This is a genomic window from Collinsella sp. HCP3S3_E11, from assembly GCF_052067375.1.
In the GTDB taxonomy this organism is placed as follows: Bacteria; Actinomycetota; Coriobacteriia; order Coriobacteriales; family Coriobacteriaceae; genus Collinsella.
In genome coordinates this window covers 103464-130406 of sequence record NZ_JBQHQI010000001.1, presented here as the reverse complement: position 1 = coordinate 130406, position 26943 = coordinate 103464, and the positions used below count along the sequence as shown (strand labels likewise).

Below are 26943 nucleotides of genomic sequence, written 5' to 3'. Positions count from 1 at the left end.
TTGCGCCGCCGACGCCTATCGTTCGTCATAGAAATCCGCGATGGCCAGATGCGCTGACGCTCGTGTGCTTATGGGCTAGACTTAGCACCATTACTTGATCGATACAGTTGGCCGGCGGTTGCCGCCCGACCGATCTATATGACTTGAAGGTGCATGGGCATGAGCCAAGAGATGATGGATAAAACCTGTCGAGAGTTTGCCGAGGCACTTGCCGCGCGCGAGCCGGTTCCCGGCGGCGGCAGCGCGAGCGCCTTTGTGGGCGCGCTGGGCGCCTCGCTTTGTGGGATGGTCGCTCGTTATGGGTCGACCAATCCTGCGCTTGCCGATCGAGCGGACGATTTGGCGCACGCGTTTGCCCAGGCGGATGAGTTGGCGCAGGAACTTGTGGATCTGGTCGCCGAGGACGTTCGTGCCTACGGCCAGGTGTCCGCGGCGTACGGTATTTCGCGCGAGGATCCGGCTCGACCGGCTGCGATTCAGGATGCGCTGCACGTGGCGGCTATGCCACCGTATCGCATTATGGATGCCTGCGGGCGCGCGCTGGCGCTGCTCGAGGACATGGCGGACAAGGGGTCGCGCCAGCTGCTGTCCGACGTTGCCTGCGGCGCCGTGTTCTGCCGCGCCGCCATGCAGGGTGCGAGCCTGACGCTCTTTGCCAACACCACATCTATGAAAGACCGGGCGCGTGCCGAGGAGCTCGAGGCGGCGTGCGATGAGCTTCTGGATACGTGGCTGCCGCGCGCCGATGCGCTGGCGCGCCGCGCCGCCGACGCCGCCAGGAAGAGGGGATAGCCATGGCCGAGCTGCTCAAAGGGGCTCCCGTTGCCCGCGCTTTGACCGAGGAGCTCGCTGCTCGCTGCGCCGCCCTGCGCGAACGCGGCATTGTGCCGACGCTGGCCATCGTTCGTGTGGGCGAGCGCGAGGACGATCTATCATACGAGCGCGGCGCCCTCAAGCGCTGCGAAAAGGCTGGCATCGATGCTTGCCGCGTTTTGCTTTCTGCCGATGCTTCGCAGGATGAGCTGCTGGCGGCTATTAAGGACATCAATGCCGACCCCGCCGTTCATGGCTGCCTAGTGTTTCGCCCGCTGCCCGCTGGGCTTGACGAGGATGCGGTTGCCGCGGCACTCGATCCCGCCAAGGATGTCGACTCCATGACGCCGGCCTCGCTACTTACCACGCTTTCGGGGCGAGGCGAGGGCTTTGCTCCTTGCACGGCAGAAGCCGTGTTGGCGTTGCTGGACCATTACGGTGTTGAGCTGGATGGGGCCAAGGTCGCGGTCGTCGGTCGGTCTCTGGTGATTGGCCGTCCCGTTGCCGCCATGCTTACGGCTCGCAATGCCACGGTGACGACGTGCCATACGCACACGCGCGACCTTGCTGCCGAGTGTCGTGCGGCTGATGTAGTGGTTGCGGCAGTTGGACGCGCGCGCACGATTGGCGCGGATGCGGTTCGCGAGGGCCAGACGATCATCGATGTGGGCATTAACTGGAACGAGGCCGCCGGCAAGCTGGTCGGCGACGTCGATTTTGATGCTGCGGAGCCGGTCGTTAGCGCCATCACGCCTGTGCCGGGCGGCGTGGGGGCTGTGACCACCGCGATTCTCGCCAAACACGTGATCGAAGCGGCCGAGCGCGCATCGAAATAGGCTTTTGACCACGGGGGCTACCGAGGCTGTGGTTTCGCCCTTTTTGCACCGAAGCGATACACTGTTGCCGTTTGATTTCTTCGCTCAAGGAGGATGCGCATGCCGTGCACAACGATTTTGGTCGGTAAGAACGCGAGCTATGACGGGTCGACGCTGGTTGCCCGCAACGAGGACTCGTCCAATGGGGTATTTGAGCCCAAGCGCATGCGCGTAGTGCATCCCGACGAGCAGCCGCGTGTCTACACGAGTGTCCTGAGCCACCTGACCGTTGAGCTGCCCGACAATCCCATGCGTTACACAAGCGTCCCCGACGTTGTCCCGGGTCATGGCATTTGGGCCGAGGCCGGTTTCAACGAGCTCAATGTTGGCATGTCCGCAACCGAGACGCTCACCACCAACGAGCGCGTCCGCGGCGCCGATCCGCTCGTGGACTACGTGCCCGCCAAGGGTAACGAGGGCGAGGACGGCTATGCGCCGGCGCAGCCCGGCGGTCTGGGCGAGGAGGACATGGTGACCCTGGTGCTGCCATACGCCAAATCCGCCCGCGACGGTGTGCGCATTCTGGGCGACCTGCTCGAGCGCTACGGCACCTACGAGAACAACGGCATCGCCTTTAGTGACGTTGACGAGATCTGGTGGCTCGAGACCATCGGCGGCCACCACTGGATCGCCAAGCGCGTACCCGACGACGCCTATGTGACCATGCCCAACCAGCTGGGTATCGACAGCTTTGACTTGGACGACGCCGAGGGCGCGCAGGTCGACCACATGTGCTCGGCCGACCTGCGCACCTGGATGGCCGAGTGGCATCTGGACCTGACGCTGGGCGTTAAGGGCGACGGTCCCGCCGCGGTCTTTAACCCGCGCGAGGCCTTTGGCTCGCACAGCGACAGCGACCACGTCTACAACACGCCGCGCGCCTGGTACATGCAGCGCTGCCTCAACCCCAGCGATGTGTGGGACGGTCCCGACGCCGACTACACGCCCGAGAGCGACGACATTCCCTGGAGTCGCGTGCCCGAGCGCAAGGTGACCCTCGAGGACATCAAGTACGTGCTTTCGAGCCACTACCAGGGCACGGAGTACGACTGCTACGGCAGCAAGGGCACGCCCGCCACGCGCGGCGCCTATCGTCCCATCGGCATCAACCGCAACAGCCAGCTCGCCGTGCTGCAGCTGCGCCCCTATGCGCAGCCGGCGTATCGCGCCGTGCAGTGGATGGCGTTTGGCTCCAACTCGTTTAACGCGCTTGTGCCACTGTACGCCAATGTCGAGACCATGCCCGAGTACTATGCCGACACGCAGGCTCGCGTGACGTCCGAGAATTTCTATTGGGCAAATCGCCTGATTGGCGCCTTGGCCGATGTTCGCTTCCATGAGTGCAGTCGCGCGGTCGAGGATTATCAGGAGAAGGTCGGCGGCATGGGCCACAAGCAGATTCACGACGTTGACGCCGTTGTCGCCGTACTGCCCGAGGCCGAGGTGCCCGCCGAGCTCGCCCGCGCCAACGAGGCCTTTGCCGAGCTTGTGCGCGTGGAGACCGATGCCCTGTTGGGCAAGGTGCTCTACACCACGAGCTGCGCCATGAAGAATTCCTTCGCGATGAACGATAACGTAAGGTAAAGATAACCTTGCAACGAGCGAGCGGGGCAAACGCCGTCAAAGGCTTTGCCTCGCTCGATTTCTATCCCGGTGACAAACGATTTTGTGTCGTTTGCCCAATCTTGGGTACAAGTAGGCCAATGAAGTTGTTCACGATTGGAGCCAACCATGGTTATGAAATTCGATCAGCTTGTTAACGGTGCCATCAACGTGGGCTTCGGTGCCGCCGCCGTTGCCGTCGAGGGCGGCAAGAAGGTCCTCGACGACCTCAATGCCAAGGGCGAGCAGGTGCGCAAGGACGCCGGCACCCCCGATATCGCCCGCAGCGTGTCCGACATGTTCGAGCAGGCCGGCGGTACCATCTCCGACCTGACCGAGCGCTTGGGCATGCAGGGCGAGACTGCGGCCCAGCGCGTGCTCGACGAGCTCATCCTCGCCCGCGTGCGCGTCATGACCGCCCCCGAGCGCACGGCCTTTTTGGCCCATGTGCGCGACATCGTCGATTCGGTCGAGGACAACGTGACCTCGGTGCCCGTCGAGTCTGTTGAGCCCGACGATGCAGAGGACGCCGAAGAGGCCGAGTAGCAGCGCAGATGGCAGATTCCACCACCGATTACAACAATCAAGATCCCTTGGGTGACGAGGCGGCGGTTGTCGACGAGGTCGAGGCCGCCGTCTCGGGCGCTCGCAAGAAGCCGCGCGCTGTCGATATGGTCCCCGAGGAGCCCGACGCGATGGCGCCGGACGAGGAATACCAGCTCACGCCGGCAGGTCGTCGTGAGCGCATTGGTCAGATCGTTCGCCTGATCAAAAAGTACCGCGTGTGGGACAACCTTACGCCGGTGCGCCTGCGTCGTCTGCTCGAAGAGCTCGGTCCCATGTTCGTTAAGATGGGGCAGATTCTGGCCAACCGCTCCGAGATCTTGCCGCAGCGGTTTTGCGACGAGCTGCGCCGTCTGCGCTCCGACGTAGAGCCGGTGCCGTATGAGGTAGTGCTCCGCTGTTTGGAAGAGGAATACGGCCAGCGCCTGGGGCAGATATTCGACGCGATTGACCCCAACCCGCTCGGTAGCGCGTCACTCGCGCAGGTGCACCGCGCCCGTCTGGTGACTGGCGAGGACGTGGCCGTTAAGGTGCAGCGCCCCGGCGCGCAGCAGGTGATGGCTCAGGACATCGACATCATTCGCTCGGTGGTGCGCATCGTTTCCAAGTTCGTCAACACTGATCAGTTTGTGGACCTGCATGGCGTGGTCGAAGAGCTGTGGACCTCGTTTCGCGAGGAGACCAACTTTTTGGCCGAGGCCAAAAACCTCAACGATTTCTATGACTTCCACAAAAGCGTGCATGGCGTCTCGTGTCCCAAATCCTACTTGGACCTTTGTACCGAACACGTCGTGGTCATGGACTACATTGACGGCATCTCGATTGCCGACCCCGAGCGCCTGGTGGCCGAGGGTTATGACTTGGAAAAGATTGGCGCCGCGATCGTCGAGGACTACTCGACGCAGGTGCTCGACGACGGCTTTTTCCATGCCGACCCGCATGCGGGAAACATCATCCTCAAGGACGGCATCGTCTACTTTATCGACCTGGGCATGGTCGGGCGCATGTCGAGTCACGACCGCGGTATCGTCAAGGACATGATTTTCGCCGTGGCCGAAGGTGACGTTCCCAAGCTCAAGGATTCGCTTATGCGCTTTGCCGTGACGCGCGGCGATTCTGCCGAGCTCGACCATTCGGCCTTTTTGTCCGACTTGGACTTTATCGTCGCCGACTTTGCAGGGCTCGATCTTAAGGACCTGGATATCGGCGAGTTTTTGACCTCGCTGTTAAATCTGGCGCGAAAAAATGACGTTGAGCTGCCGAGCGTGGTGACGATGTTCGCGCGCGGCATGGTGACGCTCGAGGGTCTGCTGACCGAGTACATGCCCAACGTCAACATGATCCAGATCATCCAGGCGCACATCAAAAACGAGAAGAGCACCTATGCGCGCGTCCGCGAAATGGGGCGCGATCTTGCCGCGAGCAGCTATCGCGCGGCAAAAGGATCGCTCGAGGCGGCCGAGTATCTGGGCTTGGCGTCGCGCATGCTCACGCGCGGCCAGCTTAAGGTGAACACGCAGATCATGAGTAGCGATAAGGCGCTGCGACAGCTGGGTGGAATTATCGACCGCATGTCGATGGCAATTGTGATTGCCGGCCTGTTTATCGGCTCGTCGGTGGTGTACTACGCGCGCATCGAGCCGGTTGTGTTCGGTATCCCGGTCATTGGCTTTATGGGCTACGTGAGTGCGCTGGTGCTGGCGCTGATGCTGGGCCGCGAGATCTGGCGCAACAGTCACGGCGGCAAGCGTTAATGGCCCCTGGGGGACGGAGGAAAACGGATCATTTTGCCTTGCGTCGCGCCGGCGTGGGCTGGTCCGAACAAAACTATGCCGGTTTACGGGGCTGGAGCGCCGAACCTCGAGCATACCGAAATTTGCGCTTTTAAAACCGCAGGTAGATGAGTCGTTGGTTTTCGAAAATGGCAGATATGGTTGCGAAGTGCTGAATTAGCTCCGTAAACCGACATAGTTTTGAAACGGGCTGTTCTTGCAAGGTCCGACGACAGTCCTTCCTATCGCAAACCATAGCTTTTACCTTGGGCTTCGCCTGTGTGCGGGGTCCTTTTGCGTGCTACCATACTGACAGTAATAATCGATGGCCTAGATGGTGGTGCGGAGACGCACGAATGCGCGGTTTTCCTGCGTGTTTGGGAGAATCGGGGTGCAAGTCCCCGGCTGTACCAGTAACCGTAATTCCTCTTGGCCCGGGATGGCCGCGCCGCAGATCGGACGGCGCGCCCGGGTCGGTAAGGTTAAGTCGGATCGCCTCCCATCTTGCACGCGGCCGCGGTGCATGCCGCCGGTACGCGTTGGGCTCTGGAGGGAAGGGGGGACCCCGATGGGGGTACTCGAGCGCAATGTGCGTGATGACGTGGGGCAGCCGCTGGGCAATGCTCCAAGTGTAGACAGTAGGAGACAAATGGATATGTTTGAGGACGAGTGCCAGCGCGCCTCGTGGCGTCGTCATGGAGCGATTGCCCGCGGCATAGCCAAGCGCGGTCTGGTGGCGTTCCTGGCTTTTGCCATGGCTTTTGGCACCACGCCGGCGCAACTTTGGGCCGAGGGCGCCGAGGGCATTGCCGAGTCTGTGGCTCAGGCTGCGACGGGCGGCGAGGGCGCGGCGGCCGACGAGGACGCCGCTGCCGACGCCGGCGCGAACGGTGCTGCCGTGGAGGACGGCACGGGTACCAGTGACGCTGCGGCCGGTCAGGGTGCAACTTCGGGCGCCGCGAAGGGCGATGACGCCGCAGGTGATGCGGCTGAGTCCGACAGTTCCGCCGCGATGCCTGCTGTCGCTTCGGAGCAGGGCGAGCCGAAGGCCGCTGCCGCTTCTGCCACAACGCTTTCCAGCGTGGCCAGGGTCTGCATCCAGGACACCAAGGATGAGAACTACTCGTATTCCACGAAGTCCGGCGCGCTCAATGCGGGTGATACGCTCTGGGCCAATATGTACGATAAGGATGAGGACGACTACTACAGTTCGGCTTATTCCGTCTCCAATCCTGGCACCTGGACTTACACCTGGCTCGCCGGCACGACCAGGGCTAGCAACAATGTCTCCGACTACACCGAGGTCGTTGGCCACGAGCAGTCCCTCACCGTCACCGACGCCATGGTGGGCAAGTACTTCATCTGTAAGGTGACGGCGGGTGGCAAGGACTATTACGGCCCCTCCGTTTCTTATGGCTCGGGCATCAATGCCAATTACATTCCCGGTCCGGTGCTGGGCGCTGGGCAGGCAAACCTCTACTCCGTCAAGCTGAGCAGCTCGTCTCCTGCCGTTGGCGACACGCTGACCGCTACGCCGCACACTGCGTACAACACGCCCGCCTCAAGCGACACCAAGGTGACCTATACCTGGTATGAATCGACGAATAAATCCTCTGGTTGGACCAAAATCGAAGGCGCAACGTCGGCGACCTTTACGGTGCCCGAGGACCTCGCCGGCAAGTATCTCAAGGTGGTTGCCAACGCGGGCGTCAATGACGTCGATGCGACGACCTCCGATGCTGTGCTCAAGGCCGGCGCGGTCAAGCTCGCAGGTGTCGAGCTGACTGCATCATCCACGGAGATCGGCGCGACCCTTACGGCTAAGGCGTACACAGGCTTGAGCTACAGCCCCACCTACGTCGATAACTCTAAGGTCACCTACACCTGGAAGAAGTACAAGGGCGCCTCGGAACCCAGCAGCTCGACCGCGTGGGAGACCATCGAGGGAGAGTCCGGCCCTGCGCTCACGGTGACCGACGACCTCAAGGGCTACTACGTATCGGTTTCCGCGAACGCGGGCGCGAATGAGGTCTCGTTCGGCGGCTGGTCGACCGGCTACGGCGTGGGTCCCTTCAAGCAAGCCGGCGCTGTGGACATCTACTCCGCCATTCTGGCCCCCGAAGGCTCCACCTCCGGCACCTTCATCTATACCGTTGACGACACTGTCCAAGCACTCGCTAAAGAGAAGGGCGCTTCCGATTACATTGATTCCTCGAAGCTGAGCTATCAGTGGCAGGTCGCAGATGCTAAGGGCGGCACCTACACCGATATCAAGGGCGCAACGTCGAGCACCCTTAAGCTTGCAGCCTACAAGGGCAAGTCGGTCCGTTGCCATGTAACCGCAAAGATCGGCGGCAGCAATTACAATACTAAGGGCACGAGCCCTATCGGTGCTTCTGGTTCCGTCAACATCACGAGCGTTAAGCTCGACAAGACGGGCGAGGCCAACGCAGGCGAGGCCATCACGGCGACCGCTAATGCGGCTTCGGGTGATGTGACCGCCAACGAGCACGTTGCATGGTCGTGGTGCTGCGGCGATACGGCGAAGACGTGCACGACGAAGATCGATGGCGCGACCACCAATACCTTTGCACCCGATGCGTCCTACGCCGGTAAGTATGTCAGGGCATGTGCTAACGGCGGTTTTGGCGACGAGAAGTCGAGTGCTGTTCTCGTTGTCGAGGCCGGCTCTGTTGAGCTTTACGGTGTGACGGTTGAGGGTGCGTTGGCATCTGGCCAGGTAGCCGCAGGCAAGGTCTTGACCGCAAAGGCGACCAAGGGCAACTCCTACACCGACGTCTCCGCGACGGACACGGTCCACTATCAGTGGCAGTGCTCCAACGACAAGAGCTCCTACGACAGTCACTTCGTCAACATTCCCGATGCGACCGACTCCGCGACGTATGCGCCGACCAACGACATGGTGGGCAAGTACATTCGTGTGATCGCCAAGAGTAAGAACTCGGTGAAGAGCACCGAGAAGAAGAGCACCTACTACGGCACGCAGCCTGTCGACCCCGTTGGCCCCGTGACGCTTGCCGGGCAATACGAGCTCAAGTCCGTTGCGCCCAACGAGGCTTCTTCGACGACGCTCTCCGTCGGCTCAGTGCTCACTCCACGCGTGAAGATCCCTGGTTCTTCGAGCTGGTCCGATTCCGATCTGCCCGAGGACGCTAAGCTCACGCTCGCTTGGTATGCCAAGGGTGAGGGCGATTCGGACTGGGCGGAACTCACCGAAGGCATTGACGCCGAGACCGGCGCGCTGACGCTCAACGATTCTCTCGTCGGAAAGCGCATCAAGCTCACGGCGTGCGCACTCGACAATACCGTCGAGTGGGTTTCCTCCGATGACGTCACGGCGGCGGGGGAGTATAACCTGCTGCGCGTGATTGCCGACCCGCAGATTAATAGCGATTCGATCCATCTCGTCTCGGGCGATAGCGTTAAGGCGACGGTGCAGGCCAAGCGCGCTGACGGTTCGACCACCAACGGCATTGACGTGACCACTCAGGCGACTGTTGCCTGGTATGCAGCTGATGATGCGAAGGCTCCGACGGCCGACTGGACGCTGCTGTCCGATATGTCGGGCGCCATGGCAACGGTTTCGGCTTCTGCTGCCGGCAAGTACCTGAAGGCTGTCGCCACGAGCGGCAGCTCGGCGGTCGAGCTCGTCTCCGCCAACAAGGTTATCGCCGCGGACTCGCTCGAGGCTGCAGTCCAAAAGCTCAACGATGCCAACAAGCAAATCGTTGTTGACTACAGCGCCGAGGGCGGCAACGTCAACGATGTCCTGAAGGCGCAGCTTGCCAATCTGGGATTTACCGACGTTGACGTTAAGGTCTCCGAGGGCGGCGTGCTCTTTAAGGTAGAGGATGCCAAGGCCACGGTCGGTATCTCCGACGCCCAGGATAAGACCAACGGCGATGTGACGTTCTTCTACATCGATCCTAACGATTACACCGGCAGCTATATCGATGGTCTGCGCGGTGCCGAAGCGACGTTCGTGCTGTCGCGTAATGGCGAGACCGTGCGCTACAAGCCCAACAAGACGGTGCAGGTTGCTTGGGACGAGGCTAAGCTGCAAGACCTTCTTGACAGTGCTGCCGAATCCCTGCAGATTGGCTACGCAGCGGGCGAGTCCGCCGATGGCGTGACCCAAAATGTCACGCTTCCGTACAAGGCGGGTTCCGCAAAGAAATTCTCTGTTGAATGGACAAGCTCCGACACCGAGCGCCTGTTTGTTTCTGGTTATAGCTGGGAAGATAAGACGGGTAAGGTTTCGCGCGCATCGAGCGATCGAGACGTGATGCTGACCGCCAAGGTTACGGTTACGAGTGGCGACATCAAGCTTGCCGGATCGCACGACTTCACGGTGACCGTCAAGGGCGATCCCGAGAAGGTTGCATCCGACAAGGCCGACCTGCAGGCAAAGGTCGATGCGGCCTTTACCTACGACAATATCAAGTACTACGGCACCAAAACGGTTGCCGACAAGGACGGCCTAACCGCCGACCTGCAAATGCCACAGCCCAAGAACCTTGGCGTCGACGGCAAGTATTACAAGGTCGAGTACTCCGCCAGCACCGATGACATCACGTTTAACGGTTACAAGGGTACGGTCTATCAGCCGCTGCCTGGCGCCGAGGCAGCGAAGACCAAAGTCACCCTTACGGTGACCGATAAGTCCAACGCCGAAGTCACGGCAAGCAGGACCCTTGACTTTGCGATTTCTCCGCAGAATCAGGACGAGCTCAATGCCGAGTTGTTCCACCTTAGCCTTGCGAAGTCTTCGTTCTACTTGGGTATTCTTGATGGCCAAAATGCCTCCAGCGTGACGGGCAACCTGCATGCACCGCTTAAGGTGTATGGCCAAGGACTCGGCGTTAACTGGTGCTATTCCACCGAAGAGGCTTTGGGACATTACGGCTTCGTGTTTAGTGAGCTCCCCGGTGGCACGGAGAACACCTATCGTTTGCTCAAGTCGAGCAAACCGAGGGTTATCGCGCATGAGAACCTTATCCTCACTCAGCCCGAATACAACACGAAAGTCACGATTAGCGGCCGTCTGAAGAGTGAGCGTTTTGCCCGTTATGCCGAGCGCTATCCCGACAATTCGGACTACGCGGTGCTTGCCGGCTTGGATGTTTCTGCGACGGTAAACGTCAAGGGAACGACGGGGCTCGACAACCCGAACGAGGGCAAGACCATTACGGTGACGGCCAAGGTCACGGGCGTCTCCGCAAGTGATGCCGACGGCAACTACACCGAGCAATCGGTGGTGCCCTTGACCGAGCTTACGCTTCCCGCCGACGATGACACGACGGCCGAGTCGGTACTCGAGCAGCTTATGACGGCTGCCGGTTGTACGAACCTTGAGGCAAACGCCTTGGGTCTTACGAGTGCGACGATGCCCGATGGCCGCGTGCTGGGCACAACGAGCGCCGCGCCGTACAGCTTCTGGTCGTTTTACGTAAACAATGGGTTTGCGAACTTCGGCGCCTCGAGCTATTGCCTTAAGAACGGCGATTGCGTCGAGTTCCGTTACGTTAAGGGCGATGGCATACAGAAGCCTTCGTCGGCGCCTGCCACCAATCCTGGGGCTGAGCATCCCGATGTCGATACGGCATGGAATGGCTTTGCGAACGGTGGCTCGGGATCCGCAACGGATGCCCTTACGCCTACGACAAAGACCGATACGCCTTCCTGGGCGCTCAACCTTTTAACCGAAGAGCAGCAGAAGGCAGGCGCAAGCGCCTCTGCGTCTGACCCCATTGTCGCGAACGGAAAGGTGTACCTTGTCACGGGCGCTTCGGTATGGGGCGGAAAGACGTGGAATGCCGTTCTGAATGAGATCGACCCCGAGACGGGTTCCGTCGTACGCTCGCTTGAGCTTGGCTCTTCCATGGATAGCACCTGCCGTCCCGTTATTGCTCAGGGTATCATCCTAATTCCGCTTTCCGGCGGCTATCTGCAGGCTGTTTCGGCGAAAACGTTTGAGACGCTTTGGTATTCCGATGCCTTCGCTATGCAGAATCAATCTTCGTTGACCGTTGACGGCGACTACGTCTATATCAACACCCTTGATTGTTGGTCTGCCAATGGCAATGACGTGCAAAACGGTACGGTCAGGCGCATCAATATTCACACGGGCGCCATCGCCGGTAGCGCCTCCGTCGCTGACGGAGGTTACTACTGGTCTGGCGGCCTGATGGTAAATGGCTACTATGTAGTTGGCGGAGATTTTGGCCAGGTGCGCGTATATTCTGCCGATCTGTCAAAACTTGTTGGTTCGATTAAGCTGTCTGGTGGCAACATCCGTTCGGCGCTTACCGTTCATGACGGCTATATATATGCTGTTACGCGCGACGATGGTACGTTGCACAAGCTGACCATTGGTTCCGATGGTTCCATTACTGAGGCCGCGAAAGTTCAGTTTGCCGCTTATTCGACTTCGACGCCCGTTTTCAGTGGTAAGTATGCTTTTATTGGCGGGACAACCGTGAACAATTGGAAGGCTAAGGCTAAGGCCAAGGATACGGCTAAGGGCCTACTTTCGATCATTGACCTCTCCGATATGAGTGTGAAGCAGATTACGAAGGCCGATGGCGAAGAGCTTGGCTTTGAGTCCAAGGGCACGCCGCTCGTCTCAACACATGATGGCGAGACGTACGTATATTTCACCTTGAACGGCGCCAAGGGCAATTGGCCTAACTACACTACCGGCGGTGGCGTGTACATGTACAAGCTGGGCGATGCCGAGGCAACCGAGGTGTTCGTTCCCGGTTCTGGATATGCCAACTATTGCATGGCTTCGGTTGTCTGCGATCAGTTCGGCAATCTGTATTACACCAACGATTCGGGCCATCTCTTCTGTGTGAAATCTCAGGCACATCGTGTCAAGTTTGATGCTCAGGGCGGCTCTGCGACTGGCGATCAGACGCCTGCTTCCGGCTCGACCGTCACCAAGCCGGCCGATCCGACGCGTGAGGGCCACACCTTTGCCGGTTGGTACACCGATGCTGCCTGCACCAAGGCGTATGACTTTAGCGTTGCGGTGACGGCCGATATGACGCTCTACGCCAAGTGGACCAAGAATGCCGTTACCCCTGGCGGTAACGGCGGCTCTGGCTCCAACGGCTCCAATGGCGGTTCGGGTAATGCCGGTGCTGGTTCTGGCTCCGGTAACGGCGCAAATGGCCAGCAGACTGGCGGTGCTGTTGCTCCGGGCCAGAAGCCGGTATCCACCACGACCACGACCGAGACCAAGGACGGCAAGGATTCCAAGAAGGATTCCGACAAGTCCGACAAGAAGGACAGCAAGAAGTCTGACAAGAAGTCCAGCAAGTCCAGCTCCAAGTCCGATGCGGGCTCGGCCGCCGCGACTACCGCTGAGGCTCCTGTGCAGCAGTCTGGCTTCAATCCGCTTGCCATCGTTGGTGTTGCGGCCGGCATGATCGGGCTTGCGGTCATTGGCGTGTTCGTGTTTACCAAGCGCCGGTAGGTGAGAGCTGTGTCCAATAAACCTCAGGATGCCGACTCCAAGCAACCCGACTCGTCGTTCATTCAGCTCGACGATGCTAAGCAAAAGGGCGCCGCCTCGGCGGCGTCCGCCTCTCGGCGCAAGGCGCTGCTTGGCTCTCTGACGGCCGTCTGCATCGCACTGATTGTCGTCTCGCTGGGCTTTGTTCACCCTTCCGCCAGCGGCGCCTGGTCCATCGATTGGATCGCTCGGGCTGTGGCGGGGAGGAGCGTTGCCGACTCTGGCTCTATCGCCTCTCGCAAGACGGAGACAGCGGGCTCCTCGTCTTCTGACGCTGTGGACTCCGAGTCCAAGGATTCGAATGAATCGGATTCCAAGGACGCTTCCGAGTCTTCGGACGAGAAGTCAGACAAGGATTCGAAAGAGAAGAAGTCCGAAGACAAGGGCGGCAAGAAGTCCAACAACGCGTCTGCCGGACAGGGCTCCGAATCCGCTGGTGGATCGAGTTCTTCAAACGGCTCCTCTTCGGGCGGCGGCTCGGCGGCCGGCGGTGGGTCTGCATCCAACGGCGACAGCGCCTCTGCTGGCAATCAGGGCAGCTCGCAGCAGCCTGGCTACATTACTGTGACGGTCTCAGTGACGTCGAGTTCCGTGGGTAACCCGGTGTCTTCTGGCGGTACGTTCACCTTCAACGAGGGCGCTACGGCCTACGATGCTTTGTGTGCACTGGGTCTTTCCGTAAATGCGCACGGCTCATCGTACGGCACGTATGTCGCCGCTATCGGCGGCCTGGCCGAGAAGGAGCACGGTGGTACAAGCGGCTGGATGTACTCCGTTAACGGTGTGACGCCCAACACGGCGTGCAGCAACTACGTTCTCTCCAACGGTGACAGCGTCGTCTGGTATTACGTAACGGGCTAAATGCCTTGACATAACACGCCAAACGGACGGTTCGGACCAACATCCGAGCCGCCCGCTTTTATGCGAATGGGACGTCGTTTCCCAATCGAGGCTCAACCGGAAATCGCATCCCACTCTGAAGGTGAATTCCGGGACACAGTTTCCGCATCAGCATCCATTGGGAAAGCGCATCTCGTTCTAGACATCGATAACGGGATGCGCTTTCCGTTTCGGCGTCCGCGGGAAACTGCGTCCCGGAATCCGCGCTCAGACCGGGATACGGTTTCCCGATGGGGCGGGTTTCGGAAAGCGTGTCCCGCTCTGGGGGCTCATTCCGGGATGGATTTTCCGCATGGGGGCTCATCTGGAAACTGCGTCCCGTTCTGTTGACTGATTCCGGGACACAGTTTCCGCTAGGACGGCGTTGCGGAAGCTGCATCCCATTCTGAGGCTGCAATCTGGGATACACTTTCCGGAACAGCGCTCATGGGGAAGCTGCATCCCATTCATGCACCGTAGCCCGCCTTCCTCGGCAGACTCTGCAAACAAAAAACCGGTTGGAACGAGAAGTCCAACCGGTTGCGAATGCAAGGGTATGTTTGGCTGACTACGACCGTGCGCCTTCGAGGAAAAAGCGACGGCTAAAGTAGTTGTACCAGGTGACCAGGAACGTGGCGATGGCCTTCATGGCCTGGTAGCCGATGCTCAAAAACGTGACGCCCACAAACATGTATAGGTCGTTGAGGCCCAGACCGATCACCGACAGGATGGTGAAGATCGTGAACTCGCGCTTACGGCTCATGCCCTCGCGATGGTCGAACACGTACTTCATGCTGAGCCAGTAGTTAACCACGACGGACGTGGTAAACGAGACCGTCGTGCTCATCAAAAAGTCGAGGTGGAACAGCTCGACGAGCGCAATAAGCATGCCCCAGTCGACGCCAAAGGAGATAAGGCCCACGACAGCGAACTTGAGGAACTGCTTGGTATGAGGTTGTGCCAGCGCGTTACGCACGTAATCACATCCAATGCGTTGATGAATCGAGCAACGAGATACTTTAGAGCTTTTGCATGGCAAACGTAAGGTCTTTGGCAAGAACTATACGAACTCGCCAAATATTCAAGAGGTAATCTGCAAACGTTGCAAATCTACCCGTAAACGAGCAAGGCCCGCGAATAACACAGCGCTCGACGCGCGTCATTCATGGGTCTCGTGGTGCAACGAGGAGGCCGAGCTATTTGGTCTGCTCGCCCTCTAGGAAGATTTTTCGCGTTACAAAGTTGTAGACCATGACAAGTGCGGTAGCGCAAATCTTGGCGATATTGGCCTCGAGGCCCAGGCCGGCGTTGAGGGTCAGCACGATGCCGTCGTTGAGCGCCAGGCCAATAACGGATAGCACGACAAAGATGATGAACTCGCGGCGGCGGCTCATGCCCTCCTTGTGTGCAAACACGTACTTCATGCTCGCTACGTAGTTAAAGATGAGCGAGACGATAAAACCGCTGGTGTTGGCGATCAAGATGTTGAGGCCCAGGCCGTAGTGGAGCAGATTCATGATGCCAAAGTCGATGACGGTGGCAACGACGCCGACGACGCCAAACTTTATGATCTGCGCAAGGAGCTTTTGCATGGTACCTGCCTTAGGGTGGCGCCGGGGCGCCGCGGGGATGACAAACCCAGCAAGTTTAACCAATCCCCGCAGGCGGGGCTAGGCGCGCTCCTCGATAGCACCGTTTCTATATGCATCGAGGAGCTGGCGCAGGTCTTGGATCTGACTGCGAATCTTGACGCCGGTATCGGTGTCGCTCACCATGCGGCGCCGGTCGGCCTCGTCAAAGCGGTTGGTCTCGCTTTCGATATCGATGTTGCGGGTGAGCGCCTCGGCAACGCTGGTAAAGGCCTGGTGCGACTTGAGGCGGCATCCGCGCGAGCTCGAGATGAGCGTGTAACCGGCGATGCCCGTTTTGGGGTGGTAGGCGCGACAGAAACCGCCGTCGATGACCAGCAACTTTCCGTTGGCGCGGATGGGCTGCTCGCCCTTGGTGGTCTTGACGGGCGTATGGCCGTTGATGATATGGCCCGTCGGCGAGCAAGCCATGGGGGCGACGCCAAACTCGCGCATGATGTCGTCGCAAACGGACGAGGACGTGGTGAGCGTGTAGTACGGGTCCATCGGCTCGACCCACGTGCTCTTGTCGGCAATGTAGGCGCGCTCGAAGGTGCGCACCACGCGTCCGCTGGCGGGTGAGTTAAAGCCGATCCACAGGTACCACATCCAGTCGAGGGCATCGCGGTCGCCGACGCGCCAGGCGCGGCGGGCGATATAGTCGCAAAAATCAAAATAATCGCGGCCGGCGTGCCAGGTACCCAGGCAGTTCATGCTGCTAAAGGTGCCGTCTTCGTTGAGCGGTACGCAGCCGTGGAACAGCAGATTGCCGTTGGCGACCTTATACATGGAGCCGTGGGTATAGAGGAAATCGATGTGGCGATGCAGATGATCGGCGGTGACAAATTCGGACACGAGCTTGTCGATGATGTGCTGCTCCTCGGGCGTGAGCGTGTAGGGGTCTGCCGGATCGACGGTGGGGAAGTCGTTAGTCGTGAGCGGCCACACACTGCCGTCGGCGAGGGTGACCGTGCCGGTGTCGTGATCGACCTTGTCGAGCAGAAGACGGTCGGCCATGTCGAACTCGGGGTGGCGCTGGATAATCTGGCCCTCGAGCTTAAAGAGCAGAACGTTGATGGCTTTGATGAGCGGGCTGATGGGCTCGCCGGCGGTATAGGTAGCGTTGGCAAAGGCGACAAGCTCGCGCAGCGAGATGCCGTAGTCGTTCTCGAGAATCTCGTAGTTGTCGTAGCGCAGGTTGTTGCGTAGCACCGTGGCGATGCAGGCAGGCTCGCCGGCAGCGGCGCCCATCCACAACAGATCGTGGTTGCCCCACTGAATATCGAGCGAATGATAGGTGAGCAGGCGGTCCATAATCTTGGCCGCGCCGCCGCCGCGGTCGAAGATGTCGCCCACCAAGTGCAGGTGGTCGACGGCGAGGCGCTTGATGAGCGAGGCGAGCGACTCGATAAAGTCGTCGGCGCTGGCGGTCTCCAAGATGGATTCGATGATGCGCTCGTGATAACGCACGCGGTAGTTGTTCTCGTCCGGATGCGTGTGCAGCAGCTCGTCGATGATGTAGGCGTAATCGCGCGGGATGGCCTTACGTACCTTGGAGCGGGTGTAGCGGCTCGAAAGCGAGCGGGCAACCACAATGAGCTGGTTGAGCATGGTCTTGTACCAGGTGGGCGAGTCCTCGTGCCGGCTGCGGACCAGATCGATCTTCTCGCGCGGGTAGTAGATGAGCGTGCACAGCTCGCCCTTTTCGTTAAAGGAGAGCGTGTCGCCAAAGATTTCGTCGACATGCTCGCGCACGACGCCCGAGCAGTTGTTGAGGATGTGCATAAAGGCTTCGTACTCGCCATGCACATCGCTCATAAAATGCTCGGTGCCCTTGGGTAGGTTGAGGATGGCCGAGAGGTTGATGATCTCGGTGAATGCGGATTGCTCGGTGGGGAACTGTCTCGACAGCAGGCGCAGATACTTGAAGTCTTGCGGATTGCGATCGAATGCGACCATGAAACACCTTCCGATGTGGTTGGTAAAACTGATAAACAGCGTCAAACGTTTATCAGTATGCGCCGCTTTTGTTTCAATTCGGGTTAGGAGATTGAATTGTTGGCCGAACGGTTTGCTAAATCGATTTAGTCGAGGTAGATATGGCGGTTGAGTGGAGACGTAGGGTCGTTTTTGCAGGCGCATACCTCCGGGATCGCTAGAGATGATGACGGTAAAGATGTTCACTACCTTTGGTTCAATTTGGTAAATAACGGACATTTGTACCGTATTCACGCATGCTGTGCGATAATTTGCGCAGCAATGAGTAAGGAGCCTCATATGAGTGATTTTGTCCTGACCTGTGAATCCGCCGCCGATCGAACCCGTGAGTTCTTTGCGTCGCGCAATATTCCTGTCGTGTGTTTTCATTACGAGATCGACGATGTTGTCTATACGGACGATCTGTATCAGTCGATTACGCCGGACGAGTTTTTTGCTCAGATTGCCGCGGGCGCCATGCCCAAGACGTCTCAGGTGAGCGTGGGTGAGTACGAGGAGTTTTGGGAGCCATTTGTTGCCGAGGGTAAAGACGTGCTGCACCTGACGTTGTCGTCGGGTATTTCGGGCACGTATGGATCGGCCTGCGTTGCGGCGCAGATGCTCGCGGATCGCTATCCCCAGGGCGGCAAGGTGCGCGTCATCGATTCGCTGGCGGCGTCTTCGGGCCTTGGCCTGCTGGCGGAATGTGCCGCCGACGTTCGCGATAGCGGCGCTTCGCTCGACGAGACGGCCGCCTGGATTGAGGAGCATAAACTCAACCTTCACCACTGGTTCTTCTCGACCGATCTGTCGAGCTACCTGCGCGGCGGTCGCATTTCGGCCGCGAGCGCGATCATCGGCACGGCACTCAAGATTTGCCCGCTTATGACGGTCGATTGCGAAGGTGAGCTGGCGCCGCGTGAGAAGATTCGCACCAAGAAGCGCGCGATTTCCGAGATGGCTAAGACCATGATGGCACACGTGCAGGGCGGTGCGGATTATTCGGGTAAGTGCATCATGTCGCACTCGGCGTGTCGCGAGGATGCCGAGGCAGTTGCGGCGCTGATCGAGGAACAGGTTCCGCAGCTTAAAGGCAAGATTGAGATTAATGACATCGGTGCTCTGATTGGCTCGCATACCGGACCTGGTACGGTGGCGCTCTTCTTTATGGGCGACAAGCGCGTGGACTAACGTTTGTGGGCTGGCTGACGGTTTTAACGGCTACGCCTGTCCTCCTGACATTTGATAGCAGAAAAAGGCCCGTCCCGTTGTTTGCGGGGCGGGCCAAGATGTTTTGCTAGCGTTTCTTTCCGCGGAAGAAAAAGCCGTGCAGTGACGGCTTGAGTCCGCGGTTGGCACGACGCTCCTCGATATGATCGTGGATCGAGGCGACGCGTTCGATGACCTCGTCGGGAATCGGCACGTCGGGATTCATGTTCTCGACCTGGCTGACCTCGGCGGCGGCGACCTGGTCGATAATGGGCACATCGTCGCGCGAGATGACAGGCGTGGCGTCTTCCTTCATCTTGCGGTAGCGCTCCATCATGTCGGTTTGCAGCTGCTGGGCCGAAGGCGGCGTCCAGATGATAGCGTTGGCGCCGGCGGCGATGGTTTCGCGGATGCTCTCGGGCGTCTTGCCACCCGGTGCGATGAGTGGCAGGCTGGGATAGTGCTCTCGCAGTTCGCGTAGGACCTGGGGTGTGTTTTTGCCGGCGGCGATGTTGAGGATCTTGGCCCCGGCGCGCACCTTGGCGTGGGCATCGTCATCGCAGCGAACGACCGTGGCGATGACGGGGATGTCGGCGATGTTGGTGATGTGCTCGACCATCTCGGCGGTAGCGGGGGAGTTGACCACGCAGCCCGCCGCGCCCTGCATCTCGGAGACGGCCGCCATCTGCACGGAGCGCTTACCGGTGGTGGTACCGCCGCCAACGCCCACAAAGACCGGGCACTCGGCAACAGTCAGCAGCGCCTGCGTAATGGCGGGCTGCGGCGTGAAGGGGTAGACGGCAAACACGGCGTCGGCATTGGAGTTGCGGATGACCGCCACGTCGGTGGTGTAGATGAGCGATTTGATGCGGCGTCCAAAGAGCGTAAAGCCGCTGGCCTCCTCAATCTCATCGGGCATGCGGAGGGCCGCCTTGCGCAGGCGCCCGTCGATGGGCAGCGGCTCCATGGGCAAAAGGCCGCTGGGGGTTACGGCCACCTGGGGCTCGGTAAATTCGTCCGCAAGCTCAACCTCTGAGAAATCGACCGAGGCGACGATGTCCTCGTGAACCTCGGCGGGAACATCGATGGGGGCTTGGTCGTTCGTCGCGGCGGGCGTGTCGAAGGAGCTGGTGGCGACAAAAGCGTCAACGCGCTCGTTCAAATCGTTGAGAGAATCCATTGCGGTCCGTTTCTATAATGTGCGGTCGGCTGCGTGCGACCGGCGCTACGTTGCTAAAACGTTTGACGAGTTGATTTTTCCCCGCCGCGCCATCCGTTAGACTGAAGGGCCGCGAACGTGAAGGAGCTGTGGTGGCAGGTTTTGAGGTGCTATCTTGGATGTCCCGTATACAAAAGAGAGGTGACGCGGTATGGAAATCTCGACATTATTGGGCTCGATTGGCCTATGCGTGGGCGCAATCGTAGCCGCCGCGGTCATCTACTTTGTGGTTACGGCCATTAAGGGCAAAAGAGCCGAGCGCAAGGAACGCGAGGCACTTAAGCAGCACCGTGACCAGCAGGACAAGCGCGTACGGAGATAGCTTGTTGAGTTGGTCCGTGTGCTAGCTGCGTTTTCGGATCAAAGCGATGTAGAAGCCCTCAAAGTCGCGGCTGGGTGGGATGGTCAGCGTGCCGGGCATGCCGTTGGCGACGGTCGAGACGTGGCCGGTGGCGATGGCCTCGGTGAGGGCGTTGCTCTCGACGCGTGGCTCTTCGCCAGCTTCCTGGGCGCGACGCGCTTCGCTTTCGCTCGGCGTGCCGTCGAGGGGAATGAGCTCGCAGTCCATGTGCTTGTCGAGGGCCTCTTGCAGGGCGTCCTCGTTTTCCTGCGGCAAGATCGAACAAGTCGAATAGACGAGCGTGCCGCCCGGCTTGAGGGCGCCCATGGCGCGGTCCAGAAGCGCGCGCTGTGAGCGGGCGCACTTGCAGAGCAGCTGCTCGGTCAGGCCGCGCAGGCTTTTCTCGTTGCCGCTGATGACGGTGCCCGTGCCGGTGCAGGGGGCGTCGAGCAGGATGCGGTCAAAGCGGAAGAACTCGTCAAGCTCGCGTGCGTCGATACGCATGACGGGCACGTTTTTGGCGCCCTGGCGGCCCAAGTTGGCCTCGAGCTTTTCGGCGCGGGGAATGCTCATCTCGCAGGCGGTGAGGTGCGCCTGTCCCCGGGTAAGGGCGGCGATCTGCGTCGTCTTGCCGCCGGGGGCCGCGCACATGTCCAGGATATCCTCGCCGGCCTGAGCGCCCAGCACCAAAGGAGGCATCATGGACGACAGGCTCTGCAGATAGATTTTGCCGTTGCGGTAGATGTCGAGATCCCACAGATCGGATACCTGGGCCTCGGGCAGGATGAAAGCGTCCGGGTACCAGGCAACGGTTTGGTGGGCGATGCCGGCTGCGTCGAGCGCGGCGGCGATGTCCTCGGCGGTCGCCTTGAGCGTGTTGGCGCGCAGCGTGACCGGGCGTGTCGCCGCGGCGCCAAAGCCTTCGATCATGAGCTCGGCATCGGCAGGCGCATAGGCGCCGGCGACCGTGTCGACCAGAAAGCGCGGCAGGTCGGCGGCGGAGTGTTGGGCGGCAAGCTGGTCGGAAAGCTCGGTAGCGGCAAACTGCCTAAGCTTGAGCTCGGGCTTAACCTGCTTTTTCTGCTTACGACGACGCGGCTTGGACATCCGTCTTTCCTTCCCATTCCATTAAAAGTAGTCAATTTGGGACGGGGCTATTTTAGCTACCCGTCCGTTTCGGCAGGCGTTGCAGTTAAATTTGGGACGGGGTAGCTAAAATAGCCCCGTCCCAAATTGACTAGTCTGCCTTGGCGTTTGTCTAGTACTGGCTCTCGTGCTTGCTAAAGAAGTCGAAGCGCGGGGGCAGCGGCTTTACGCGGTGCTCGCCGGGCTTCTCGCCCAGGCTCTCCACAAACTCATCCGTGGAGGCAAAGATGTTGTCCCAGCTAAAGAAGGCGACCGGATCGACGTCGAAGTACTCGCAGATGAGCTCGCAGCCGGCCGGCACAATACTGTGCATGAGCACGGTCGCCACGCGCAGCTCGGTGAAGGCGTCGACCAGTGCCTGCGTCATTGCGGTGTTTGCCTCGCTACCCTCGAGCTTGTTGGCAGCCTTGGAGGCATCGCTCCAGCGCTTGTTGGCGGCACGCAGGTAGTCGTCGCACACGGCGAGCGCGCGGTGCGTCTCGAACTTGTACATGGCCTGCTCAAAGGCGAGAGCTGCCTGCTGGGCGGCTTCGACCACGGTGGCGGAGGCGGCACCGGCGGGGATGCAGCCGTTGCGGTAGGGGCTCTCGTCGCCCTCCTTGACGGCGACGCCGTAGAAGCAGCTGCGGGCCAGGCGGTTGAACACGCCGGTCAAAAGCGCGCTCTCCTTAAGGGCCGGGTCGATAACGCGCTTGTCGTCGCAGGCGCGCACCTCGTTGCCGTCCTTGTCCTTGCCGGTCACGCGTGTGTCATATGCCTTGGGGCTAAAGCTCACCGGCTTCTCGGACAGGCCGAGCGACAGCCAATGCGCGCGCATCTGCTCGCAGGTGTAGTGGTTGAGCAGGTCGTCTGCCGGCGGGGGAGGCGTCTGCGAGGACGAGCTGGCTTTTTTGCCCATGTAGAGCAGGTGATAGCAGGCGCTGACGGTGCTCTGCGTGAGGTTCCAACCCAGGGCCTCCCACATGGCGGTCTGCGCGATGCAGTAGAAGTAGATGTTGTCCTGACCGATAAACTGGTAGATCTGTGCGTCGTCCGAGCACCACCAGTCGCGCCAGTCGAGCGAGCTGTGCTGGTAGGTGGGCGCGGGGACCTGCGTGGAATCGGCGGCGGGCTCGCCCATAAGGGCGGCGTCCTGGGCGGCGACGCCCTCGGTCACGCCGGCGGCGCGGGCGTCGCGGGCGAGCACGGTGCGGGTGTAGCTGATGGGCGCCCACAGGCTCTCGGGCCAGCACCAGCAGGTGACATCGGTCACGCCGTCGACCTGGGGCACCGGAACGCCCCAGTCGATGTTGCCGGTGATGCGGAAGGGCACGAGCGCCTTGCCGCTACGGAAGCGCACGCCGCCGTTGGCGAGCACCGCGTGGGCGTCGTCGCGCTCCTTCCAGCTGGGGAAGGTGACGGTAAAACTGCTCTTGTTGCCCTCGGGCTCCAGCACGGTGTGCTCGGGGAGCTGGTCCTCGACGGCGTCGAAGGCCTCGCGGAACTTGTTCTGGATGTAGAGCTGTGCCGGCAGCAGCCACTCCTCCATGGTCTTGGAGACCACGGAGCGAACCTGCGGGTTCTGGGCGAGCTTGGCAGTATAGGTCTTCATAAAGGCGAGGTAGGCGGGCAGGTCGAAGTAGAGGTTGTCGACCGGGCGCAGCTCGGGCACCTCGCCGGTGAGCTGGCTCTTGGGCGCGATGAGCTCCTCGGGCTCAAACTGGTGGCCCAGGTCGCACTCGTCGGCATAAGCCTTCTCGGACTTGCAGCCTTGGATGGGGCAGCGGCCGATGACCTGGCGACCGTTGAGGAACGTGCCGGCCTTGGCGTCGTAGAACTGCAGGGTAGAGCGCTTGGAGATGGTGCCCTGCTCGTGCAGGCGCTCGATAATCTCGGCGGTCACCTTGTTGTGAATCTGCGCCGCCGGCTCAAGGCCCGAGCCGCCGTAGATGTCGCAGCTGATGTTGTAGTTGTTGAGGGTCGCGGCCTGGCGGGAGTGATTGGACTCGACATACTCGCTAATGGACTTATCGTAGCCCTCGTTCTCCTTGAGCTTGCGGTAGCTCTCCATGATGGGCGAGCCGTAGCAGTCGGTGCCCGAGGTGAAGATGACGTTCTCGCGGCCCAGGCGGTCGCGCAGGAAGCGGGCGAAGAAGTCGGCCGGGACAAAGACGCCGCCAACGTGGCCAAAGTGAAGACCCTTGTTGCCATAGGGCTCGCCGGCGGTAACGATGGCGCGGCGGGGCCAGCTGGGACGGTCGTTCATGGAGTATTTGGATGCCATGGGACTCCTTCGCATATGGTGAGAGCGCAGCCGGGCGCAAGGCCTGGCGACGCGGTGGTCAATTCGTGCATATCGTTCGACATTATCGCACATGCGGACGGGTACGTGGCAGGGGCGCTATCCTAAGATGCTATGAATGAGATTTCCAACATACATGCGTTTGAAGACGAGGATTTCCTGCACGCTTGCTTTGTGTGGGGGATGGTCGTGCTTGGCGCATTTGCCGTGTGCCTGGTGCCGGTGTTTATGCTGCTGGGTGGGCCCGCGGACTTGGATGCGGCTGACGCGGGTGGCTGGACGGCTGTCTTAGGCTGGATAGTTGGCTTGGCTGCGGTTTCGGCGGCGTCATTTGCCGTGCACGAGCTGGTGCACGGCGTGTTCTTTAAGCTGTTTGCGCCCGCCGGTGCGCACGTGACCTTTGGGGCGAACCTCGAGACGTGCATGATTTACGCCTGCGCCGAGGGCGTGGTGTATTCGCGCCGGCGGTACATGGCAGTTTGTCTGGCGCCGACGGTTGTCGTGACGACAGCGTTTACCCTGGGGTTTGCGTTTTCGGGCTATCCGCTGCTGTGCTACCTGGCAGCCGGCTTGCATTTGTCGGGCTGTGTGGGCGACTGGTATTACGTGCGGACCATTTTGCGCGACCGCCGCATTGTCGCCTGCGAAGATACGTCCTTTGGCGTTCGCTTTTTCGCAAGGTAGTCTTTTTGGGACGGGGCTATTTTGACTACTTTCCTGTTGATGCAGGTATTTGGAGCTGCTTGACGTTAAAAGTAGTCAAAATAGCCCCGTCCCAAAAAGACTACCCTGGGCAAAGATTGGGAGGAGATGTCAAAAGTAGTCAAAATAGCCCCGTCCCAAAAAGACTACCCTGGGCAAAGATTGGGAGGAGATGTCCATGAAGCCGCTGCTGCTGCATGCGTGCTGTGCGCCGTGCTCGCTGGAGCCGGTTCGTCTGCTGCGTGAGGAGGGGTTTGAGCCCACGATTTGCTGGACCAACCCCAATATTCAGCCGCGCGATGAATGGCAGCGCCGCTTGGACGAGCTTCGCCGGTGGTGTGCCGATGGCGACATCGAGCTCATCGAGGCGGGGGAGGACCGCGAGCGCTGGGAGGCCGGCGTGGCCCCGCTGGGCGCCGATCGACCCCGTCGCTGTCGTGCGTGCTATGCCCTGCGCCTGGCCGAGGCATGCCGTGTGGCCCAAGAGTGCGGGTTTGAGTTTGTGGGTACGACGCTCGCCGTCTCGCCGTATCAGTTGTTCGACACCTGCAACGATGTGTTGGAGCGCTTGGCGGCGGCACATGGTCTCACCCCGGTGATTCGCGATTTTCGCCCGTATTATCCCGAGGCCACGCGTCGTTCGCGCGAGCTGGGTATGTATCGGCAGAATTATTGCGGCTGCCGATTCTCGGCCGTCGAGGCGGCCATGGACCGCGCCCGCATCCGCGACGAGCGCAAAGCGTCCAAAAAGTAGTCCTTTTGGGCTGGCAGCCTGCTAGGATGTAGAGCGGATTTTAGCTATATAAGGAGTATTCGACGTGTCTATGCGTACCGATGATTTTGACTACAACCTTCCTGAGGAACTGATTGCCCAGGCTCCTGCCGAGCCGCGCGACTCCTGCCGCCTGCTGGTGGTGGATCGCAAGGGCTCCCAGGCGGGAACGCCGCTGGAGCACGGCGGTACCGTCGAGCACCGCATCTTCCGCGACATCATCGACTATATCGAGCCGGGCGACGTGCTCGTCATCAACCAGACGCGCGTGATGCCGGCCCGCCTTATCGGTCGCAAGGCCGGCTCGGGCGGCGTGGTCGAAACGCTGCTGCTCAAGCGCCGCGAGGACGTGGATCCGCTGGGTCACGTTTGGGAGTGCTTGGTCAAGCCGGGCAAGCGCTTAAAGCCCGGCGCTCAGATTGAGTATCGCGCCGGTGGCGCCCATGCGCCCGAGGGTGCTCCAGTGGTGCTGACGGCCGAGGTCGTCGACTTTGTCACCGATAGCCGCGGCGGCCGCCTGGTGCGTTTTGAGCCGGCCGGTTGCAATGCCGCCGGCGAGCCGCGCACGCTCGATGAGGCCATCCATGTTGCCGGCCACGTGCCGCTGCCGCCCTACATTACCGATTACGAGGGCGATCCCGAGAAGTACCAGACCGTCTACGCCATGAAGGAGGAGCACTCAGCTGCCGCTCCCACGGCGGGCCTGCACTTTACTCCCGAGCTCATGGCCGCTATCGAGGCCAAGGGTGCGAAGTTTGCCGCTGTCGAGCTCGAGGTGGGCATCGATACCTTCCGTCTGGTGGAGGAGGACGACCCCACGCAGCACGTGATGCACACCGAGCGCTATCACGTGTCGCAGGAGGTTGTCGACGCCGTGCATAAGGCTAAGGCCGAGGGGCATCGCGTGATTGCTGTCGGTACCACCGCAGTCCGCTCGCTCGAGAGTGCGTTTGACGCGGACGCGCCGGTGTCCGATCCGGCTGTGACGGCGCGCTATTTTGAGGGCCGTAAGGATGGGGCCGACACGCTCGGCCGTGGTGACATCGTGGCGCGCGAGAACGCGACGACGCAGCTCTACCTCATGCCCGGCTCGACCTATCACGTGGTCGACGCGCTGATCACTAACTTCCATGTTCCGCGCTCCACACTCATGATGCTCGTGAGCGCACTTGCCACCCGCGATCAGATCATGGATGCCTACGCCGCCGCTATCGAGCAGCGCTACCGCTTCTTCAGCTTTGGCGACGCCATGCTCATTTGTTAGTTACGCGGTTCTACGAACCGCGTAACTGCTCGACGCTGCGCGGGCCGCATTTGGACAATCTGACGTTCAACTTCAAGGGCGCGACCAGAAGGTCAGCGCCCTTTCGTTTCACGTCACCTTGCCTCAAATGCGACCCGCTCGCTGTCGCTGGCAAAACATCGGCATTTCTTTGGCTGTCAAGAGATTGCCGTTCTGGCGGGTTTTCGCTGACTTCGCCAAAACATTGGCGTTGCCGTGGCTCAACCTGCCAAAAAGGGACAGGTTTATTTTGGCAGGTTTTATCTGGGCAAACGTTGTTGGTGCAATGGGGACTGCTATATATGCACCAAGTTGGTGCAAAGTTGCCTGGCCCCTTTGCAC

18 protein-coding genes are annotated in these 26943 nt (G+C 60.4%); 12 read left to right on the top strand and 6 right to left on the bottom strand.

Translation table 11 applies throughout. The features are described from left to right. The first annotated feature begins 159 nt into the window (after positions 1-159). The 7 genes from ACTM86_RS00550 to ACTM86_RS00520 all read left to right on the top strand — a co-directional run bounded on the left by ACTM86_RS00550 (position 160) and on the right by ACTM86_RS00520 (position 14027). Positions 160-792: a cyclodeaminase/cyclohydrolase family protein gene (locus ACTM86_RS00550; RefSeq protein WP_441014888.1), complete on the top strand. Its 633-nt coding sequence runs from the start codon at positions 160-162 to the stop codon at positions 790-792. A 2-nt stretch (positions 793-794) separates the two neighbouring features. After that, positions 795-1649, top strand: a complete 855-nt coding sequence (locus ACTM86_RS00545) for a bifunctional 5,10-methylenetetrahydrofolate dehydrogenase/5,10-methenyltetrahydrofolate cyclohydrolase (protein ID WP_441014887.1) — start codon at positions 795-797, stop codon at positions 1647-1649. A 99-nt stretch (positions 1650-1748) separates the two neighbouring features. Further along, a complete protein-coding gene (locus ACTM86_RS00540) occupies positions 1749-3272 on the top strand; it encodes a C69 family dipeptidase (protein WP_441014885.1) in 1524 nt (507 codons plus the stop codon). Positions 3273-3425: 153 nt separating this feature from the next. Next, entirely contained in the window at positions 3426-3836 is a 411-nt protein-coding gene (locus tag ACTM86_RS00535) for a hypothetical protein (RefSeq protein ID WP_229770640.1), read from the top strand. 8 nt (positions 3837-3844) lie between these two features. Then, positions 3845-5608: an ABC1 kinase family protein gene (locus ACTM86_RS00530; RefSeq protein WP_441014883.1), complete on the top strand. Its 1764-nt coding sequence runs from the start codon at positions 3845-3847 to the stop codon at positions 5606-5608. Positions 5609-6275: 667 nt separating this feature from the next. Continuing rightward, positions 6276-13127: an InlB B-repeat-containing protein gene (locus ACTM86_RS00525; RefSeq protein ID WP_441014881.1), complete on the top strand. Its 6852-nt coding sequence runs from the start codon at positions 6276-6278 to the stop codon at positions 13125-13127. A 9-nt stretch (positions 13128-13136) separates the two neighbouring features. Beyond that, entirely contained in the window at positions 13137-14027 is an 891-nt protein-coding gene (locus tag ACTM86_RS00520; RefSeq protein ID WP_441014879.1) for a DUF4430 domain-containing protein, read from the top strand. A 586-nt stretch (positions 14028-14613) separates the two neighbouring features. On the opposite strand, the gene ACTM86_RS00515 is transcribed toward ACTM86_RS00520, so the two are convergent. The 3 genes from ACTM86_RS00515 to ACTM86_RS00505 form a co-directional block, all read right to left on the bottom strand. After that, entirely contained in the window at positions 14614-15021 is a 408-nt protein-coding gene (locus ACTM86_RS00515; RefSeq protein ID WP_370450581.1) for a GtrA family protein, read from the bottom strand. Between the two features lie 220 nt (positions 15022-15241). Next, a complete protein-coding gene (locus tag ACTM86_RS00510) occupies positions 15242-15637 on the bottom strand; it encodes a GtrA family protein (protein ID WP_154515815.1) in 396 nt (131 codons plus the stop codon). Positions 15638-15715: 78 nt separating this feature from the next. Continuing rightward, positions 15716-17632, bottom strand: a complete 1917-nt coding sequence (locus tag ACTM86_RS00505) for a fructose-1,6-bisphosphatase (protein WP_441014877.1) — start codon at positions 17630-17632, stop codon at positions 15716-15718. Between the two features lie 318 nt (positions 17633-17950). On the opposite strand from ACTM86_RS00505, the gene ACTM86_RS00500 reads away from it, so the two are divergent. Beyond that, entirely contained in the window at positions 17951-18841 is an 891-nt protein-coding gene (locus ACTM86_RS00500; protein ID WP_427747414.1) for a DegV family protein, read from the top strand. Positions 18842-18947: 106 nt separating this feature from the next. Here the strand turns inward: ACTM86_RS00500 and ACTM86_RS00495 are convergent, their stop codons facing one another. Further along, positions 18948-20039 carry a hypothetical protein gene (locus ACTM86_RS00495; protein ID WP_427728970.1) on the bottom strand — a complete coding sequence of 364 codons (1092 nt, stop codon included), beginning with the start codon at positions 20037-20039 and terminating at the stop codon, positions 18948-18950. A gap of 190 nt (positions 20040-20229) precedes the next feature. Here ACTM86_RS00495 and ACTM86_RS00490 point away from each other — a divergent pair, with 190 nt between their 5' ends. Beyond that, positions 20230-20400 (top strand): hypothetical protein, encoded by a 171-nt coding sequence (locus ACTM86_RS00490; protein WP_441014875.1) that lies wholly within the window; start codon positions 20230-20232, stop codon positions 20398-20400. Between the two features lie 21 nt (positions 20401-20421). On the opposite strand, the gene ACTM86_RS00485 is transcribed toward ACTM86_RS00490, so the two are convergent. Continuing rightward, entirely contained in the window at positions 20422-21525 is a 1104-nt protein-coding gene (locus ACTM86_RS00485; protein ID WP_441014873.1) for an RsmB/NOP family class I SAM-dependent RNA methyltransferase, read from the bottom strand. A 151-nt stretch (positions 21526-21676) separates the two neighbouring features. Beyond that, positions 21677-23827 carry a methionine--tRNA ligase gene (locus tag ACTM86_RS00480; RefSeq protein ID WP_441014871.1) on the bottom strand — a complete coding sequence of 717 codons (2151 nt, stop codon included), beginning with the start codon at positions 23825-23827 and terminating at the stop codon, positions 21677-21679. A gap of 132 nt (positions 23828-23959) precedes the next feature. Between ACTM86_RS00480 and ACTM86_RS00475 the strand changes: the two genes are divergently transcribed. From ACTM86_RS00475 to queA, 3 genes are all read left to right on the top strand, one after another. Beyond that, a complete protein-coding gene (locus ACTM86_RS00475) occupies positions 23960-24529 on the top strand; it encodes a DUF3267 domain-containing protein (protein WP_441014869.1) in 570 nt (189 codons plus the stop codon). A 196-nt stretch (positions 24530-24725) separates the two neighbouring features. Next, positions 24726-25301, top strand: coding sequence for an epoxyqueuosine reductase QueH (locus tag ACTM86_RS00470; protein WP_441014868.1), 576 nt, complete (start codon positions 24726-24728; stop codon positions 25299-25301). A gap of 70 nt (positions 25302-25371) precedes the next feature. Continuing rightward, on the top strand, positions 25372-26583 hold the full coding sequence (gene queA / locus ACTM86_RS00465) for a tRNA preQ1(34) S-adenosylmethionine ribosyltransferase-isomerase QueA (RefSeq protein ID WP_441014866.1): 1212 nt from the start codon (positions 25372-25374) through the stop codon (positions 26581-26583). Positions 26584-26943 lie beyond the last annotated feature (360 nt).